Origin of the sequence: Echinicola soli (genome assembly GCF_006575665.1) — a bacterium.
Classification (GTDB): domain Bacteria; phylum Bacteroidota; class Bacteroidia; order Cytophagales; family Cyclobacteriaceae; genus Echinicola; species Echinicola soli.
Genome location: NZ_CP041253.1, coordinates 3,806,350 through 3,825,712, shown reverse-complemented (window position 1 = coordinate 3,825,712; position 19,363 = coordinate 3,806,350). Strand labels below are relative to the sequence as shown.

At 45.5% G+C, this 19,363-nt stretch carries 1 protein-coding gene; it reads right to left on the bottom strand.

Going from position 1 to position 19,363, the window contains the following annotated elements:
• Positions 1–18,690, bottom strand: a complete 18,690-nt coding sequence (locus FKX85_RS15050; RefSeq protein WP_141615515.1) for a DUF7507 domain-containing protein — start codon at positions 18,688–18,690, stop codon at positions 1–3.
• Between the last annotated feature and the right edge of the window lie 673 nt (positions 18,691–19,363).

The following is a 19,363-nucleotide window of genomic DNA, read 5'->3' as shown; positions in this document are numbered from 1 at the left end:
TTAATCTTTTATAACCTGAATCCAGCCTTTAAACTCATGCTCTGTACCATCCTCATCGTAGCACAAGAGGATGTAATAATAAGTCCCAGCTACCTGACCAGGAGCATCCCAATCATTCTGATAATTTTCTCGCTCTAAGACATGATCACCGTACCTATTGAAAATAGTAATCCTGTTGGTTTCGAATTTGCCAAGCCCGAGGACTTCAAAAGTGTCATTGTCGCCATCATTGTTTGGCGTGATCACATTTGGTATCCTGAATGGATTGATTTCATTGATATCCGTCGCAGTATTATCATCAGGATTAATATCTTCTTCGAAGGCCTCTACCGCTGCAGAATTGGTGATGGTCGCTGGATTACCCGCCTCTACTTGGATGGTGATGGTTACCTCCCCACCTACCGGAAGTATTGGCATAGCCCAGGCCAGCTGCTGGCCATTCACATTGGTATTGACGACGATATCATCACTGCTTGTGGTTATTTCAGACCCCAAGTAGGCCAACTCATCTGGCAACACATCACTGATGATGACATTGGTCGCGTCGCTGTCATGATTATTGGTCACTACCAGCTCATACTCAAATTCATCCCCTTCATAGATCTCTGTATCAAAGGAAGTTTTGGTTATGGCGAGGTCCACTTCATCATTCACCAAAGTGAAAATAATGATAGCCGAATCGAAGTTCTCTTCATCACCAGTTTCCAAAAGATCGTAGGCCAATTCATAACTCCTTGGTTCATTGATCCCAGGCACCACAGTGAGGTTTCCATTATCTGCCACATTAAGCCCCAAAAGTCCGTCAGCATCAGTGACCACTATCGTAACATCTTCAGGTTGTGCAGGATCTCCGTTGTATGCATCATTGTCCAGTACATTCCCCATTATGTTATCATAGCTCAGGAAGAATTCTCCGAAGTCATCATCATTGGCAATGATCTCTTCTTCTTCCAATCGACAGCTCAGACCGTAGTCAAAATCGGGAACATCTCCCGGTGTTACCATCTTGGCCAGCACTTGCTCAGTAGTAAATTCACAGATCAAATTTTCCTGGATCGCAGAGAGCCTTGCCCCGCTATTTGGCAGCATTGATACCAGCCCTGTGGCCGCTAGCCCTATGCCGTTTTGGGCAAAAGTACTATCCGGAACCAAGGTGATGGTGTATTCGCCGAAAGGGTCAGCATTCTCCAGGGTATGTTGCCAGAAGCCGTATGCATTGATGGTGGCCTTACGGAAGTATCCATTCGGCCCTTCTATCTCAATATTGGCTCCTTGGGGATTGCCAAAGCCCGCTTTGTTCAATTCTCCATCGTTCTCCGGGCCTTCATAGCTGCCGTCTCCATTAAAGTCAAACCATTCCCATTCACTGATATCGATGATAGCCCCTGGTGTCAGGGTGTTTTGAGTGACTAGGCCATCTCCATTGGCATCGAACCATTCGTTTTGTGTTTCGTCACCGCTCAGATCATACCACACATAACCATTGATCACAGGAATACCCGTCGCTGCATATGCGAAGTCAAACGTCAGGTAAGAACATACTTGCACGGTAATGTTTCTGGAATTGCCATCGACAGGATAGAGCTGTTGGGTTTTATTAATATTCCTATCAAATACCGTCAATGTATAGCGACCTGCTCCTACGCCTTCAAATGAATACTGTCCGGTATCATCAGTCAGCACCATCAAACCTTCACCAGGAGTATTGTTCTCGGGAATCAGAATAACCGGTATACTCGTCAACGGTGCACCCGTTTGTTCGTGGTAGATGCGGCCGGTCACCAACGTATTGTCGGCACATCCTATTTGGACTTCTGCCTGGTCCGTATCTTCCACCAATTGGCCATTGATGCCTTCTCCCGTTGCGGTGGCTGTATTGATCAGTGCCGTGCCCGATGCAAGGTCGTTGATGGTCACGGTGTACTGGGCAGTTAAAGTGACCGTCTCTCCAGGAACCATACTGCCTACTGCTTCATCCAAATTGGTCATCGGATCAGTCACCGTCACCGCTGTAAGGTCAATATTTCCGATATTGGTGACTGTCAAGGAATAAGTGATCACCTCACCGGCTTCGAGCACTTCCTGCTTATCCGCAGATTTTTCGAGGGTGATAAGTGGCAATTGCCTGGCGATCGCTTTGGCACTATCTTCTGCTTGAACATTAGCTCCAGACGGTGATGTGCCTGTTGTGTTAGCCACATTATTGATAATGCCGGTATTAAGATCCAGTTGCGTTACCGTGTAAGTGGTTTCGGTAGTGGCCGATTCACCTGGTGCCAAGGTACCTACATCTTCTACTAAGGAGGTTTTGGGATCGTTAATAGAAACCGTTGAAAGACTTACCGTCCCTGTATTGGTAGCGGTCAAGGTGTAGGTGATCACGTCTCCAACCTCTTCATAGCTTGTTGGGCTGGCCGTTTTGGTCAGTGAAATAGCTGCCTGTTGGGCTGCAACCACTTGATAGGAATCCTCGTCTTCCACGCTAATGGATGCTGGAGAGGTACCGGAAACCATTGCTGTATTATCAATTGTGCCTGCATCCATATCAGACTGCGTCACGGTATAACTACTTCCCACATTAGTGCTTTGACCCGGAGCCAACGTGCCAATTGTTTCATTAAGGCCTGTCAATGGATCAGTTACCGTAACATTCGTTAGGCTTACATTTCCGGTATTGATAATGCTGAGGGAATATTGGATAACTTCACCTGATTGAGTCACCGTATCCCTATCTGCTGATTTGGTAATGGATATTTCAGGTAATTGTCGGACTTGTACCGTTGCGCTGTCCTGAGAGCTGACACGTACCTCCGCTGGATCATAGCCCTCCACTACGGCTATGTTTTGGATCATACCAGCATCGAGATCGGCTTGGGTCACTTCATAGGAAGCTTCCAATGTCACGGTCAGTCCAGGCGCCATCAAGGCTCCCGTTTCGGTGAAGTTGGTCATGGAATCTACCAAGGAAAGGTCATGTAGCGATACATTTCCGGTGTTCGTTACCTCCAAGGAGTATGTAATCTTTTCTCCCACCTGGGCCACCGTATCCTTGTTGGCCGTTTTCGTCAGGCTGATGGTGGGTGTTTGGACAGCCGTTACTTGGGCGTTGGCCGTATCCCTGACGGCTTGCCCGGCTGGTGTGTTACCTGCCGTAGTTGCAGTATTTATAATTTGACCATTGTCCAAATCATTTTGTTTGACCCTGTAGTCGCTTTCGACAGCGACAGCCTGACCAGGAGTCAATCTACCAATAGCCTGATTCAATCCCGTCAATGGATCTGTTATGGTTACACTATTCAGTGTTACATTTCCTGTATTGGTCGCTTCCAGTGTATAAGTGATGATATCGCCTACTTCATCATAATCGGCCATATCTGGTGTTTTGGACAGTGATATGGCTCCCATTTCTACACCAGGCACCACAGCATCATCCGAAGCTTCTACTCTCCTGCCTGTCGGTGTCAATCCTGTGGCCGCGGCAGTGTTGCTAACTTCACCCCGATCCAAATCTGATTGATTTACGGTGTATGACGTATTAAAGGAAATACTTTCGCCTGGATTCAATTGTGGAATGACCTCATTCATCCCTGTCAATGGATCCGTTACAGCCACAGAAATAAGTGTCGCATTTCCGGTGTTGGAAACGGTAACAGTATAATCGATCACATCATTTGGCTCAGCGTAATTTGGCGTATTACTTACTTTTTCAACATTCAATCTACCAAGCCTTAGTGCAATGACACGTGCATCATCTTCACTCGTGATGTTAACACCACTTGGATCCAGTGCATTGACATCGGCTAAATTCGTGATCCTTCCCTCATCTATATCAGCTTGTGTAACGGTATAGGTAGTCGTAAACACAGCAGAATCGCCCGGCAAAAGAATCGCTTCAATTCCCTCGAAAGAAGTCAATGGATCAGCCACCACTACATCTCTCAGGGTCGTATTGCCTGTGTTAATGGCCACCAGTGAATAGGTGATCACATCACCTGGTACCTGATAGACCTTTGGACTAGCTGTTTTGTCCAAAAGGATAGCCGAGGCCTGTAATCCTCTCACTGTGGCATTATCGCTATCGGAAATTTCGATATCACGAGGAGTATATCCGGTAGCAGTTGCCGTATTATCGACCCGCCCTGTATCCAAGTCTTCTTGAAGGATAGCATAACTCGTCGTATAGGTCAAGGTATCACCAGGTGCCATGGTGGCAATGTTCGTATCAAAGCCAGTCAGCGGATCCACTACCTCAATGTCATGAAGGGTCACAATACCGACATTGGTTACCGCTAGTGTATAAGTGATCACATCTCCGGCCTCGTCAAACGTTTTCACGTCAGGAGTTTTATTGATGATTATCGTTCCAGAACTTCTTGTCCTAACGGAAAAAACATTTACCTGATCTTCACTCTCAACCACTTTTCCCGTAGGGGTAAAGCCTTCTGCCCTTGCAGTATTAGTGATATATAATTGATCAATATCTTCTTGCGTAACGGTATAATCTGTTGTAATGGTTTGCACTTCACCAGGAGCAAGCACTGCAATTTCCTGATTTACATTGGTCAAAGGGTCAGTTACCGTTACATCCGATAAGGTCACGCTTCCAATGTTCTCTACTTCCAAGGTGTAAGTAATGACCTCTCCGGGGGAAAAGTAAACCTTAACAGATGCCGCCTTATTTATTTCAATAGCCCCTTCGCCACGCGCCACTACGGTTGCCTTATCTGAATCTGTCAATTCTTCATCATCAGGAGTCAAGGCAGATACGCTTGCGCTGTTCACCAAAATCAACCCATCTACATCGGCCTGTGTCAACTCGTAGTCCACATTGAAGCTCTGTGAGGTACCTGGAGCCATGGATGCAATGGACTGGCCAAAGCCTATAATGTCATCAGTTACTTCAATATCATGAAGGGTGAGATTGCCTGGATTGGTTATGGTCAGCGTATAAGTAACGGTCTCTCCGACAGTATCAAATACTTTTGGATTGGCCGTTTTCTCGATTTCAATGGCACCAGCCTGTAAGGCCAATACGGTTTGGCTATCGCTATCAAACACTCTTTCTCCATCAGGGGCTTTGCCATCTGCTGTGGCTGTATTGTCCACCGTACCTTCGTCAATGTCCCCTTGATCTATGGTATAAGTAGTCGTAAACGTTCTACTTTCACCAGGTGCCAGCGTAACTACAAACCTGCTAAAGCCGGTAAGCGGGTCATTCACATTTACGCCCTGTAGGGTTACATTGCCATCATTGGTCACTACAAGTGTGTACGTGATCACATCTCCAGGATCACTGTATCGTCTAGGATCAGCTGATTTTTCAATTTCGATGCTTGGTGACTGTTGCGCAATGATGGTAGCCATATCAGCATCATCTACCGTGGTGCCATCAGGAGCGTTTCCTTGAGCAGTAGCCTCATTGTGGACACGACCTTGATCCAGATCGTTTTGTGTAATTAGATACGGCACTGTAAAGGTCACTGTATCACCAGGAGCCAACTGTGAAGTAACTTCGCTAAAGCCACTCCTAGGGTCATCTGTGACCACATTGCTCAATGTGACATTGCCCTCATTGACGACAGTCAAGGTATAGGTGATTTCCTGCCCTACCTCCGAGTAAGTTTTTGGTGTCACTGATTTATCGATATCCAATGCTACCAACTGATTGGCAGGAATTACAACGGTGGCTTCATCGCTGACTTCCTGCCCAAATGGATCCTGCCCATTTACTGTAGCTAAATTGGTGATGTTTCCTTTATCCAAATCACCCTGAACTACCACATAAGTGCTGGTCAGTGTGGTGTCTTGACCTGGTACCAAAACACCTATATTTTGTTCAAAACCGTTATGAGGATCACTTATAGTTACATTATCAAGGGTGACATTACCGGTATTGGTAGCTGTCAAGGTGTAGGAAATGACTTGCTCTGTTGCATCATACCCCAGCACATTGGCCGATTTTTCAAGTTGAATGGATGGCTGTGCAACGGCTTGTACATTTACGGAATCTTCATCAGAAACAGCCTCTCCCAAGTTACTTTCAGCCCTTACCGTCGCGGTGTTCATCACGGCTCCTGCATCCAGGTCTTCCTGGGTAATGGTATATGCTGCGGACAAGACGGTAGATTCACCAGGTGCCAAATCATCCATGCTTTGGTCGATACCTGTAAGCGGATCCTGCAACTGAACGGCAGTCAAGGAGACATTGCCGGAGTTTTCTACCGTAAGGGTATAATTGATCACATCACCCACAGCGTTGTAGCTACTTACATCTGATGTTTTAATCAACGAAATGGCTGGCGATAGTACGCCGGTGACAGTCACGGCAGCACTATCCGTGATCGTTTGATCAGCAGGTGTGGTGCCAATGGCTACCGCATCGTTGGTTACTGCTCCCGCGTCCAAATCACTCTGCGTAATGGTATACCTGGTAATAAACCTTTGGCTATTCGACGGGGCAAGTGTTCCTACGAATTGATCCATTCCAGTAAGTGGATCCGTAACCGTGACATTGTCCAGGGTGGTATTTCCTGTATTGGTCACCTGTAGGCTGTACCGTATCACATCACCCACCTCATCAAACTCACTTACATTACTGGATTTGGTCAGGTCAATGGCAGTCTGCTGGAGGGCATCGATTACTAATGTGTCTACATCGACCACTCTTTCACCTGACGGTGCATTGCCCTTCACTGCTGCGATATTGGTAATGGATCCATTATCGATGTCTTCTTGCGTAACGGTATAGGTAACAGTAAAGGCTTTGGTTTCACCAGGTGCCAATTCCCCTCCACTGAGGTTTACACCAGTAAGTGGATCGTTAAGTGTGCCATTGCTCAAGGAAACATTTCCTGTATTGGTAACGGTCAAGGTGTACGTGATCACTTCTCCCACCCTATTGTATTCAGCCACATTTGCACTTTTCACTAATTCGATGTCAGCAGTCTGATTTGCAGGTACATTAGCGGTGTCTGAATCGATGAGTATTAGTCCGTTGGGAGTTCGTCCACGGGCAGTGGCCACATTGCTCACCAGTCCATCATCCACATCTTCCTGTATACTGAGGTAGCTAGTTGACAATTGTTCACTCGCACCAGGGAGTATTGTTCCTACGTTTTGGTTGAGTCCCGTGAGTGGATCATTTACGAGCACATTGGTTAAGGTTACGTTTCCCCCGTTGGTGACCGTAATTTCGTATGGGATGGATGTCCCAGCGGCATTAAAGGAATCGATTTGTGGAGCTTTCTCGATTTCTATACCTCCCGTTCTCTCTGCAATGACCAAGGCATCAGCTGAATCGACTACCTGACGATCGGCCGGTGTGGTTCCGGTGGCGGTGACCGTATTCGCTATTTCTCCGGCATCCATATCTCCTTGGGTAACCGTATAGGACGTAGACAATGACTCCATTTGGCCTGGGGCCATACTAGGAATATTTTGTTCCATCCCAGTCAAAGGATCTGTGATCACCACATTTGTCAAGGTAACATTTCCGGTGTTGGTCACATCAATGGCATAATTGATCACATCACCGACAGCCTGTACCGTATCCACATCAGCTGTTTTGGTCACTTGGATTTCACCCGATCGCCTTACCAAAACAATCGCCCTGTCCTCTACTGTTCCACTTTGACCATTTGGAGCCACCGCTGTGGCAGTGGCCACGTTGGTTATTCTTCCATCATCGATTTGGGCCTGGGTAGTTTGATAGGTGACAGTGTAAGTCTGTGATGCTCCTGGCTCCATGGTGCCTACCAATTGCTCCGCACCAATCAAGGAATCTGTGATCCTGACTTCCGTGAGGGTGATATTACCGGTATTGGTAAGTACAAAAGTGTAGGTGATTTCCTCACCAGACTGACCGATCAGTAAAGGATCAGCTGTTTTCTGAAGATCCAGGCTGGCAGACCACAATGGAATTATTTCTACCCGATCATTATCTGTGACTTCATCCCCGTTCGGTGCTGTTCCGGTAACGGTTGCTGTATTGGTCAGTTCCCTTCTATTCACATCCGCCTGGGTAGTGGTATAGAAAGTACTGAATGTCTCGATTTGTTCTGGAGCCAGTGTTTCAATCATCTGACTGAAACCTGTCAATGGATCGGTCACCACTACATCCTTAAGGGTTTGGTTTCCGATGTTCTCGACTTTAAGTGTATATTCTATGACATCGCCAGCTTTCTCAAATATGCTGACGTTGGCATTTTTAGTAATTTCTATGGCCGGTACTCCGTAAGAGTAAATACGGAATTCATCATAATCACTCACTTCTTCCCCGTCAGGTGTTTCGCCCGAAGCAGTAGCCGTATTCAATAAAGTCCTGTTGTCTACATTTTCCTGTGTAACGGTATAGCGTGTATTGAATGTTTGCGATGCGCCAGGTGCCAAGCTTTCGATCGTCTCACTGAGGCCGGTAATTGGATCAGTGACCAGTACATTGCTCAGTGTAACATTACCTTCATTGGTGACTTTCACAGAATAGGTAACTTGATCCCCGGTATTGTTAAAGAATCGTGGCGTGGCGGTTTTCACAATCCCAATTACACCGGCTTGCAAGGCATCTGCCTCGAAGAAATCTTCATCATTTAACGTGTCTCCATTGGGTGCCTGACCTGTTGCGGTAGTGGTATTCAGGAAGCTACCGTTGTCCAGATCAGCTTGGGTAATGGTATAGGTCAAACCTGTATAGGTCTTGGTCTGTCCAGGAGCGATTTCCCCAAGGTTTTGTTCAAAATCCAACTGGGCGTCCGTCAGTGTCACATTACTCAAGGTCACATTGCCGGTATTGGTCACCTCCAATTCATAGGTTATGACCTGTCCTACTTCATCATACGTATGGCGATCGCCTTGCTTGGCCACTTCCATAGCTTCTATCTGATCAGCCGTGACCAAGTAATTATCGGAATCATTCACCAATTCACCATTGGCAGCCGTACCACTTACGGTTGCCGTATTTGGTATCTGGCCATTGTCCAAATCCGTTTGGGTCACTACATGGCTGTCGTTAAACGTTAAGGTTTGACCCGGATTTAAGGTCGCTACGTTTTCACTTAAGCCTGTAAGCGGATCTGTAAGGACCACATCGGTAAGTGTCAGGTTTCCGTTATTGGTAACCGTAAAAGTATAATTGATTTGTTCGTCTACTTCGAAAACAGTCGATTTATCAGCTTCCTTTGTCAGTTCAATGGACGGAGATTGGATGGCCGTAACCACTTCATCATCACTATCACTGATTTCCTCTCCGGTAGGATCAAAAGCAGTAGTAGAAGCCGTATTGGTGATTTCTCCTGTATCAATATTCTCTTGCGTGATGATGATGGAGGTGGAATAGGGTTTGCTCTCCCCTGGAGCAAAGCTCACAATGGTTTCTTCCAACTCAGTAAGCGGATCAACAATAGTGACATTGCTCAACGTCACATTTCCAGTGTTGGTAACGACGATCGTGTAATTTACTCCGTCCCCTTCTGTATCATAGTTTTTCGGATCTGCCGTTTTGGTAATACTAATTTCTGGAGACTGAATGGCTGTAACCGTAACTTGATTGGAAGAATTAGTAATCCTTTCGTCATTCACATCCAAGCCGGAGGCCACCGCTTGATTGGTATAACTTCCCGCATCTAAATTCGCTTGCGTGATGGTATGCTCGGCAGTAAGCTTAGCGATTTTTCCTGGCCCCAATGCAGCAATAGGGTTTCCACTGGTTATTTCCGCTTTTGGATCATTGACCACAATATTGTGAAGGGTGACATTACCGGTGTTTTCCACTTCCAGTTCATAAAGGATCACATCGCCCACTGCATCATAAGTAGGTGTGGTAGTGGTTTTACGAATTTCAAAGGAAGCCGTTTGAATTGCAGTCAAAACAACTTCATTGGACACCACGGAGAGGGTATTGTTTATAGGATCTTTCCCGGTGGCCATGGATTGGTTTAGATAAATCCCTTGGTCCAGATCTGCTTGTACCACCACATGCTGGGCATTGATTTCTGTAGTGGCCCCAGGAGCCAAACTAGAAATTGGACTACCAGTGGTAATTTCGGCTTTTGGATCTGTCACTTCTATATCATGCAGCGTGACATTTCCTGTATTGGTGACCACTATCGTATAAGGAATAATTTCACCAACAGCGCTATAAGTAGTTTTGCTGGAAGATTTCACCAAAGTCATTGTTGGATTTTGGACCGCCGGAACGATGACTTGATTGGAGTTATCCGTTACATTTTTATTGTTTGGATCTTTACCTGTTGCTTGGCTGGTGTTGGCATACTCACCGGCATCTATATCTGCCTGGGTAGCGGCATGTTCTGCATTTAAGGTAATGGCTTCTCCCGGAGACAATTGGGCAATAGCTGTTTCACTCAGGAAGTCTGCCTTCGGATCTGAGACACTAATATTCGTAATCGTAACATTACCCGTATTTTCCACAGTAATGGTATAGGCGATCACATCTCCTTCCTCGTCATAATTCTCAGTAGTGGTACCTTTGGTGACGGTCAGTTGTGGGGATTGTATAGCTGGAACAGTCACTTTATTGGTAGTAGCACTGATAGGGTTGCCATTGGGATCATCTCCAATCGCTGTCGCTTGGTTGGTGTATTTTCCAGCATCCAAGTCTTCCTGCGTGACAATATGACGGCCATTGAGCACTAGCGTTTCATCAGGTGCAATTGAGGCAACAGGATTGGTGCTGATCACTTCAGCATTGGGATCCTCCACCAAAACATCCGAAAGGGTTACATTACCCGTATTGGTCAATGTAAAGGTATATTGAATGGTATCCCCCACTGCATCATAATTGGATGTAGAACTTGCCTTGGAAGCTGAGAGGCCTGGCAGCTGGGTGCCAATAAGTAATTCCGAATCCGAATCGGTCAATTCATTGCCATTGATGTCTGTAGCAGTGATGGTAGCCGTATTGGCGATTTCTCCTCGATCCACATCCGCTTGGGTAATGGTATATGGCTCATCAAAGCGTTGTCTTTCACCCGGATCAAGCTGATCGATCTGGATATTGAGGTTGATCAGGCTATCCACGATAGAGACATCAAAAAGGGTGACGTTGCCAGTATTTTGGGTGACCAAAGTATAGTTCACCACCTCTCCAGCATTGATGTATCCATTTTCAGAGACGCCCTTGATCAGGTCTAGCGCAGGAGATTGGGAGCCATTGATCACTTCGGTGTCTTCACTGGTGATTTCATTTCCTTCAGGATCATTTCCACTTACTGCCGCCGTGTTTTCTATGGTCCCTACGTCAAGGTCATTTTGGGTCACCGTATACGTTTCGTTATAGGTGAAGGTACTCCCGGGGGCCATCGCCGGAATGCTCTCTTCCAAGCCCGTCAATGGATCTGTCAACTGCACGTCCGAAATGGTCTGGTTTCCTGTATTGGTAATAGTTATGGTGTAATTGAGTACTTCCCCTGGCGCTGTAAAACCTGTTTCCTCTACTGATTTTGTAATGGTAAGTTGAGGATTGATAATGGCTGGAACGGTAGCCTCACCGACCGCATCCTCCAAAGTACCGGCACTAACAGTTCCTGATGCCGTGGCGATATTGACAAAGTCGCCATTGTCCACATCTGCTTGCACGGTCCTGTATTTAGCGGAATAGTTCCAAGTCTCGCCAACATCCAATTGATTGTCCTGATCGACATCACCACCTCTATAAGTAGGCCCTTCGCTGACTTGCTCATCCACTAGTTGGACATTGCTGATCGTTACATTTCCCGTATTTTCCAGTAGCAAGTTGAAATTCAGCAGGTCATCCGGGCTATTATAGGAATTGGGCTGGGTGGTGCTGACTTTCGTCAAGGTCCATTCGGGATCTAACGTGGCCGAAACAGTTTCATCATCAGTGATATCGGCTAAGTTTCCACCAGCTGAATTTCCAGAAGCAGTAGCGGTATTGGTATAGCTTCCTGCATCCAAATCGGCTTGCGTTACCGTATGGGCGGCTTCGAATATCCATGTTTCATCCACATCCAGTTCCATGTCCCCATCGTCATCCCCACCTTCCAAAACAGGACTACTATCAGCTCCTGGATCGGCAACGGTGATGTTTCTGACAGAAACATTACCGGTATTTTGTACGGTGATTTCATACGTCAACTGATCACCCGGTACACTGTAAGTATTAGGTGAAGTGGTACTGGTTTTGGAAATTGTCCAAGAAGGGCTTTGAACAGCAGGAACAGTTGCAGAAGCGGTCCCATTGGAGAGATTGCCTCCGGCTGGTGTTCCGACTGCAGTTACGGTATTGGTAAATCCACCATTGTCCACATCTTCCTGTGTCGTGGTATAATCAGCTGTATAGAACCAAGTTTCCCCTACTTCCATGATGCCATCATCATTGATGTCTCCTGACTGGTATTCAGGACCATTGGACGCCTGAGGATCACTTACGTTGACATTGCTGATGGTGATGTTTCCGCTATTGTTTACCGTGATGTCATAATTGATCAATTGCCCTGGCTGATCAAATTCGCTTATATCTGGCGTTTTGGTAACGGTAAATTGAGGGTTTTGTACAGCAGGAACCACAACTGTACTGGCCTCATTCACGGGATTTTCGTCATAATCCGTGGCATTCACCGTAGCGGTATTGGTGACATTTCCATTGTCCAGGTCATCCTGGGTCACCGTATAGCTTTCTGTAATAATCTCCTCATCACCTGGTGCCAAGGTGCCAATATCAGTATCCAGTCCCGTCAGTGGATCGGTAACGACAAGGTCAAAAAACGAAGTATTACCCGTATTGCGTACTGTAATGGTATAATTAAGCTCATCCCCGACAGCGATATAAGAAGTTTCCAAAGCTGTTTTCTCCAACTCCAATTTTGGATTCTGCGCTGCAAAAATCCTAACAGTATCCTCATCTGTGAGCGTTTCCCCCTTCGGCGCGGTGGAGGTGACATTTGCTATATTTTCAACATAGCCCCTGTCCAAATCTTCTTGAACTACGGTATAAGTAAAGTCGATCCTTTGCAGTTCATCAGGAGCCAAGGTGGCAAAGGTTTGGTCAATCCCCATGGTCGGATCCGTCACTTCTACATTGCTGAGTGTCACGTTGCCTTCATTCCTGACAAAAATCGTATAAGTCAATACTTCATCAACTGCCTTATATCCTTTCTCGGTTACACTTTTTCTTAACTCAATATCTGGAGACTGTGTACCGTAGATGATCTTGGTATCACTGTCGGCCAGAACAATTGGATTGGTTGTTTCGGCGGTAGCTGTATTGCTTATTTCTGCTTCATCCACATCTTCCTGCGTGACCACATACTCCAACTCATACACTTCACTTTCGCCCGGATCCAGTGAAGTAATGGTTTCATTCAATCCTGTCAACGGATCGGTAACCGTTATGTCAGACAGCGTGACATTTCCTGAATTCGTAACGGTAATGGTGTAATGTAGAATTTGGCCATCATCACTATAACCGTATTCTTCAAGTTCTTTGGTGACGGTCAATTCAGGCCTATCTTCCCCAGATGGATGAATGGTATGGCTGTCATCATCGATTACATCATCCCCATCCGGATCTTGACCATCTGCCGTAGCGGTATTGGTAATGGAACCGTTAGTGATATCTTCTTCGGTGACCGTATATTCCTCCGTGAAGGTTACTGTTTGCCCAGGAGCTAATGTCGGAATGGTTTCATTCAAACCTGTCAGTGGATCTGTAACGACCACATCTGTTAAGGTCACATTACCGGTGTTCGTAACAGTGATGGTGTAAGTAATGACTTCACCTGCACTCGTGTAGTCCTCCTGTTGGGAGGACTTATTCACTGTCAATTCTGGATTTTTGGCGCCATTGGTGGTCGTCTCATCGCTGTCGATTACCTCATTGCCATCAGGATCAGCTCCATCAAATTCAACTGTATTCACTACTGTTCCTCCATCCACCTCTTCTTGCGTCACAATATGCTCTGTGGTATATTTGAGGGTATCGCCTGGTGCTATAACCGGCACCGTTTCGGTAAATCCTGTAAGTGGATCGGTAATCGTAGCATTCGAGATTTCAACATTTCCAGAATTGATGACAGTGATGTTATAATGTAAGGTATCCCCTGCTTGGTAAAAAGCACTTTCATCCACTGTCTTCACAATATTCACTTCATCTGTTTTGCTCCCATTTGTGGTGATGTCATCTTCATCCAATACAGGGTCACCATTGGGATCATCGGCAGTTACCTCGGCAGCATTGGTTACTGAACCGTTATTGACGTCTTCTTGTGTGACAGTATAGGTAACTGGGATCTCTACCGTTTCCCCCGGTGCCAGTTCTGGTATAGTTTGGCTTAACCCTGTCAGTGGATCTGTTACCACCGCGTTCGTTAGGGTGACATTTCCCGTATTGGTCACTGTAAGGGTATAGTGCAATTCATCTCCAACTCCGGTATATCCTAAGCCTTCAAGGCTCTTTTCGATGGAAATATCAGGATTCTGATCAGCATTCGCAGTAGCATCGTCACTATCATCCACGGGATTTCCATCAAGATCATCCCCATTAGTAGTGGCCGTGTTAGAAATACTACCATTGTCTATGTCCTCCTGGGTAATGGTATAAGGTATCGTAATGGTCCTGTTCTCTCCTGGCTGAAGTGTACCGATGGATTCATTCACGCCCAGCATAGGATCTGTAGCCACCACATTATCTATCGGCATATTCCCGGTGTTGGTCACCACGATGGTAAACTGGATTTCTTCACTGGGGGTATCATAGGTCGTTGGCGACACCGATTTATCTATGCTCAATTCGGTTATTTGCACCGCATCTATGGTCTCATCATCGGTGACATCATCTAAAGTACCATTGCTCGGATCTCCAGAAGCTGTGGCCGTATTGGTAAAACTGCCATTATTGATATCCGCTTGGGTAATTTGGTAAGTCACCTGATATATCCAGGTTTCATCCGGATCCATTTGTCCGTCACTATCTGCATCACCTGATTGGTAAGTAGGTCCAGAAGTAGCCAAAGGGTCATCAATCTGTGGATCTAGAATCGAAGTATTTCCGGTGTTGTCCACTTCAATGGTAAATACCACATTTTCCCCTACAGTTTGATAGGTAGGCTGAGCAACAGTTTTGGTGATGTTCCAGCTAGGTAAAATGTCGGCGGGAACCGTTTCATCATCAGAAATCTCTGGCAGTGTCCCGCCTATGCTATTGCCGCTGGCAGAAGCAGTATTGGTATAACTACCATTGTCAATGTCTTTTTGAGTCACCGAATAGGTGACCGAATACGTCCATGATTCGCCAACATCCAAGACATCCGGATTCGTGTCATCACCTGACACATAAGTGGGACCGGAGGTAGCTTTGGGATCAAAAACACTCACATTATTGATAGAAACATTTCCAGTGTTTTCGATCACGATATCATAGGTCAGCTCGTCGCCAGGCTGTGCATAGGAATTGGATATGTTGGTATTGGTCTTTGCTATGGTCCATTCAGGTAGCTGGTCTGCATCCACTGTTTCATTGGCGGTTTCTTCCCGAAGTGTGCCCGCTGCTGGATCGCCGTTTGCAGTGACGGTATTGGTAAAGCTTCCTGCATCGATATCTCCTTGGGTCACTTCATGAGTCGCCGTATACACCCAGGATTCTCCCACATCCAAGACTCCGTCGCCATCATCATCACCTGAGGTGTAAGTGGGGCCAGTAGTTGCCTGTGGATCATTGACCACTGGGTTTTCGATGGTGATATTTCCAGTATTGGCCACCACTATTTCATAGGTAATAACCTCTCCTACTGCGTCATAGCTGGTTTTATCGGTGTTTTTGCTTAAGGAAATTTTCGGGGTTTGGGAGGCATTAATGACTTCACTGTCTTCACTCGGAAGCTCATTGCCATCCGGATCGGTGGCTGTAATGAAGGCAGTATTGGTTATGCTTCCATTATCAATGTCATCTTGAGTAACGGTATAAGTGGTGGTAAATTCTATGGTCTCCCCAGAATTGATCACATCGATATTATCGGTATAGTCTGTTAATGGATCGGCAACAATGACATCCGAAAGCGATACGTTTCCACTGTTTTGTACATACACCGTATAGGTGATTTCTTCGCCCACCTGGCTATAGCCACTTTTGTCGGCCACTTTGAGTACCCTGATAGCGGGATCTTTTACCGCTGGAACAGTCACATCATCACTGGCTACGTCCAACTCTCCACCTGCGGGAGTTCCTTCTGCCGTCACGGTATTGGTAAATGATCCATTGTTAAGGTCTTCTTGGGTAACCTCATGGGTAGCTGAAAACTGCCAGGTCTCCCCTGGAGCCATAATGTCATCTGAACCATCATCACCGGACAGGTAACTGGGCCCACTGGTAGCTTCGGGATCTGTTACGTCAATCCCTGAAATGGAAACATTCCCGGTATTGGTCACTTCGATGGTGTAATTCAATACCTGGCCCACTTGGGTATAATTGATCTCCCCGGTGCTCTTTTCGATGCTCCAAGCAGGTTCCTGATTGGCAGGGACAGTTTCATCATCTGAAATATCCTCCAAATCTCCTCCTGCGGGCTCACCCGTAACAGTAGCGCTATTCGTATAGCTTCCATTGTCAATATCCGCTTGCGTCACTGTATAGCTGGCTGTAAAGGTCCATTCTTCCCCTACATCAAGAACTTGGTCGCTGTCATTGTCTCCAGTACTGTAGGTGGGGCCATTGGTGGCTTGGGCATCGAGCACATCCACATCATGGATGGAGACATTACCTGTGTTGGCTATGGTGATTTCATAATTCACTACATCTCCCGGATTAGTATATCCGTCAGTGGTAATGGCGTCTTTACTGATCGTCCATGAAGGTGACTGAACTGCAGGAATGGTTTCATTGTCATTTATATCATCCAAACTTCCCCCTGCAGGCAAACCGGAGGCAGTAGCGGTATTGGTATATCCTCCCGCATCGATATCGGCTTGAGTAACGATATAGCTTACTTCATAAGTCCAAGATTCTCCCACATCCAACACACCGTTTCCATTTGCATCACCAGCAATCAAATTAGGGCCACCGGTCGCAGAAGGATCATTTACCTGTACATTACTGATCGATACATTTCCTGTGTTTTCAACTGTTATTTGATAAGTAAGTTCATCCCCCGGGTTTGTGTATTCATTCGGGCTAGTTGAGCTGTTTTTAGTGAGTGTCCACGAGGGAGTTTGGACAGCTGGAACAGTTGCACTGTCGGTAGCAGCATCCAATGAACCACCTGCTGGATCTCCGGACGCAGTAGCGGTGTTGGTAAAACTTCCTGCATCAATATCAGATTGAGTTACAATATAACTGGCCGTGTAGGTCCAAGACTCGCCCACATCCAATACACTATTTCCATTAGCATCTCCTGAAACAAATGCAGGACCACTGGTCGCGGAAGGATCGTTTACCTGCACACTACTGATCGATACATTTCCAGTATTTTCGACCGTTATGTCATAGGTCAGTTCATCACCCGGATTCGTATATTCATCTAAAGTGCCACTATTAGTTTTGGTTAAGACCCAACTTGGATCCTGATCAGCATCCACGGTCACTTCATCAGAAGTATCCGTAAGATCACCTCGGAGGGGATTCCCCGTGGCACTTACGGTATTGGTAATGCTTCCATTATCAATATCTGCTTGGGTTACGGTATAAGTAGCCTCGTACGTCCAGGACTCTTGGGGGTTCAATACCCCATCATTATTGGTGTCCCCACTGACAAGCACCGGTGCCTCATCCACTTGCTCATCTGTCAAGTCAATCTCCCCAATATTTACATTTCCTGTGTTTTCAAGCGTTATATTAAAGTCGACTTGATCTCCCGGTGCGGCATAAGATGAAACTGTGGCTGATTTCGAAATTTGCCATGATGGATTCGCTACAGGGGATATGCTGACAGAGGAACTATTATCCTCGGCATCAGGGTCTACTTCGTTCTGCGAAGAAATAGTTGCATCAAGTTGATAGGATACATCTCCGTTAACGGGCTGCAGGATAAGGGCTACTACATTTAGTATTGCTTGATTTCCTGCTGCCAAGTCACTAATTGTCCAGCTTGCCGCTTCACGGTCAAAACTTCCGGAACTTGAGTTACTGGATATATACTCCAGCCCATTACTCAACACCCCTTCTACCAATACGCCTGTAGCTGTGGAGGGACCCTCATTGCTTAGTGTGATCGTAAACGTAACCTCATCACCTATCTGAGGCGTTTCTTCAGAAACGGTCTGCAAAAGTGCAGTAGAAGCTACTGCTACAGGAGATAGCGTAACATTCGACGTATTATTCCCTGGAAAATCATCGTTCTGATTGGCACTTACAGATGCTGATGCCGTATAATTACCCATAGGATTCACCTCTGCCGTAATCTCCAAGGATTCAGCTGCCCCAGCGCCCATGATACCAATCCCCCAATTCCCTGTGGATGGGTCATAGTCGCCACCGCCATTGTCACTGGCATAGGTGAGCCCACTCGGTAAAGGGCTAGCAACAATTACCCCGGAAGCAGGTGCGTTTCCTGCATTTTGGACAGATAAGGTCAATACGATTGTCTCACCTACATTGGGAGAAGAATTATTGACAGCCATACTGATCCGCATGTCTGTCGTTACGATTTGGGCGCTAGCAGAAGGAATTCTTACCAAGCCAAAAAGTATCGTAAAAAGTACTAGTATATTACGTACCACCATCATAAGCGTGATTAGTTTTGGTAAAAAAGCAAGACCAAACTCCTTTTTTATGATCTCATTTTCCCTTTAAATTATTTCTGCATTAAGAAATTGCAGCTTTTCGTTTTTCGTCGTTTCCTCGATTATCTACTAATCCAATAATATTCTTGAAAAAAAACCTATATTATTTAGAATTAAGAGTAACCAAACAAAAGTCATGTAACAATTTTTCTTTTAAAATTTGAATTCAAAAATTAGTTCTCCCTGGATTTGGAACAATTCGTTAAATTTTTGCAAAAAACGTATTATATAAGCGAAAACAAGTAAAATTTAACATCCTATTCACCGACAAAAAAAACAAAACTCTTGATACATAGACAAATTTCACCAATTAATCATGTGAAAACACCCACTCCTTTAAATTACAATTTATTAATAATTTAAATATTTCTTATAACTTAATAGTGTTGTATATTTATAATCGAAAATCAAATCATTAACATATTATCTCAAAATATTTTCAAAAATTGGTATAAATAGATATATTTAGGTAGTATCAATCGATAAAATTGATGTTTTTAATCATAAAAACAGGGCTTGGAAACTTAAACTGATGTACTTTAAGTTTATTTGAAAATAATTAATCAGGTACATTTAAAAATATATATAATACAATACACCAACTAGTATTTATAAC

Bases quoted from the DNA above. Each gene is read 5' to 3' on its own strand.
- FKX85_RS15050 (WP_141615515.1), bottom strand. From the start codon at position 18,690: ATGATGGTGGTACGTAATATACTAGTACTTTTTACGATACTTTTTGGC.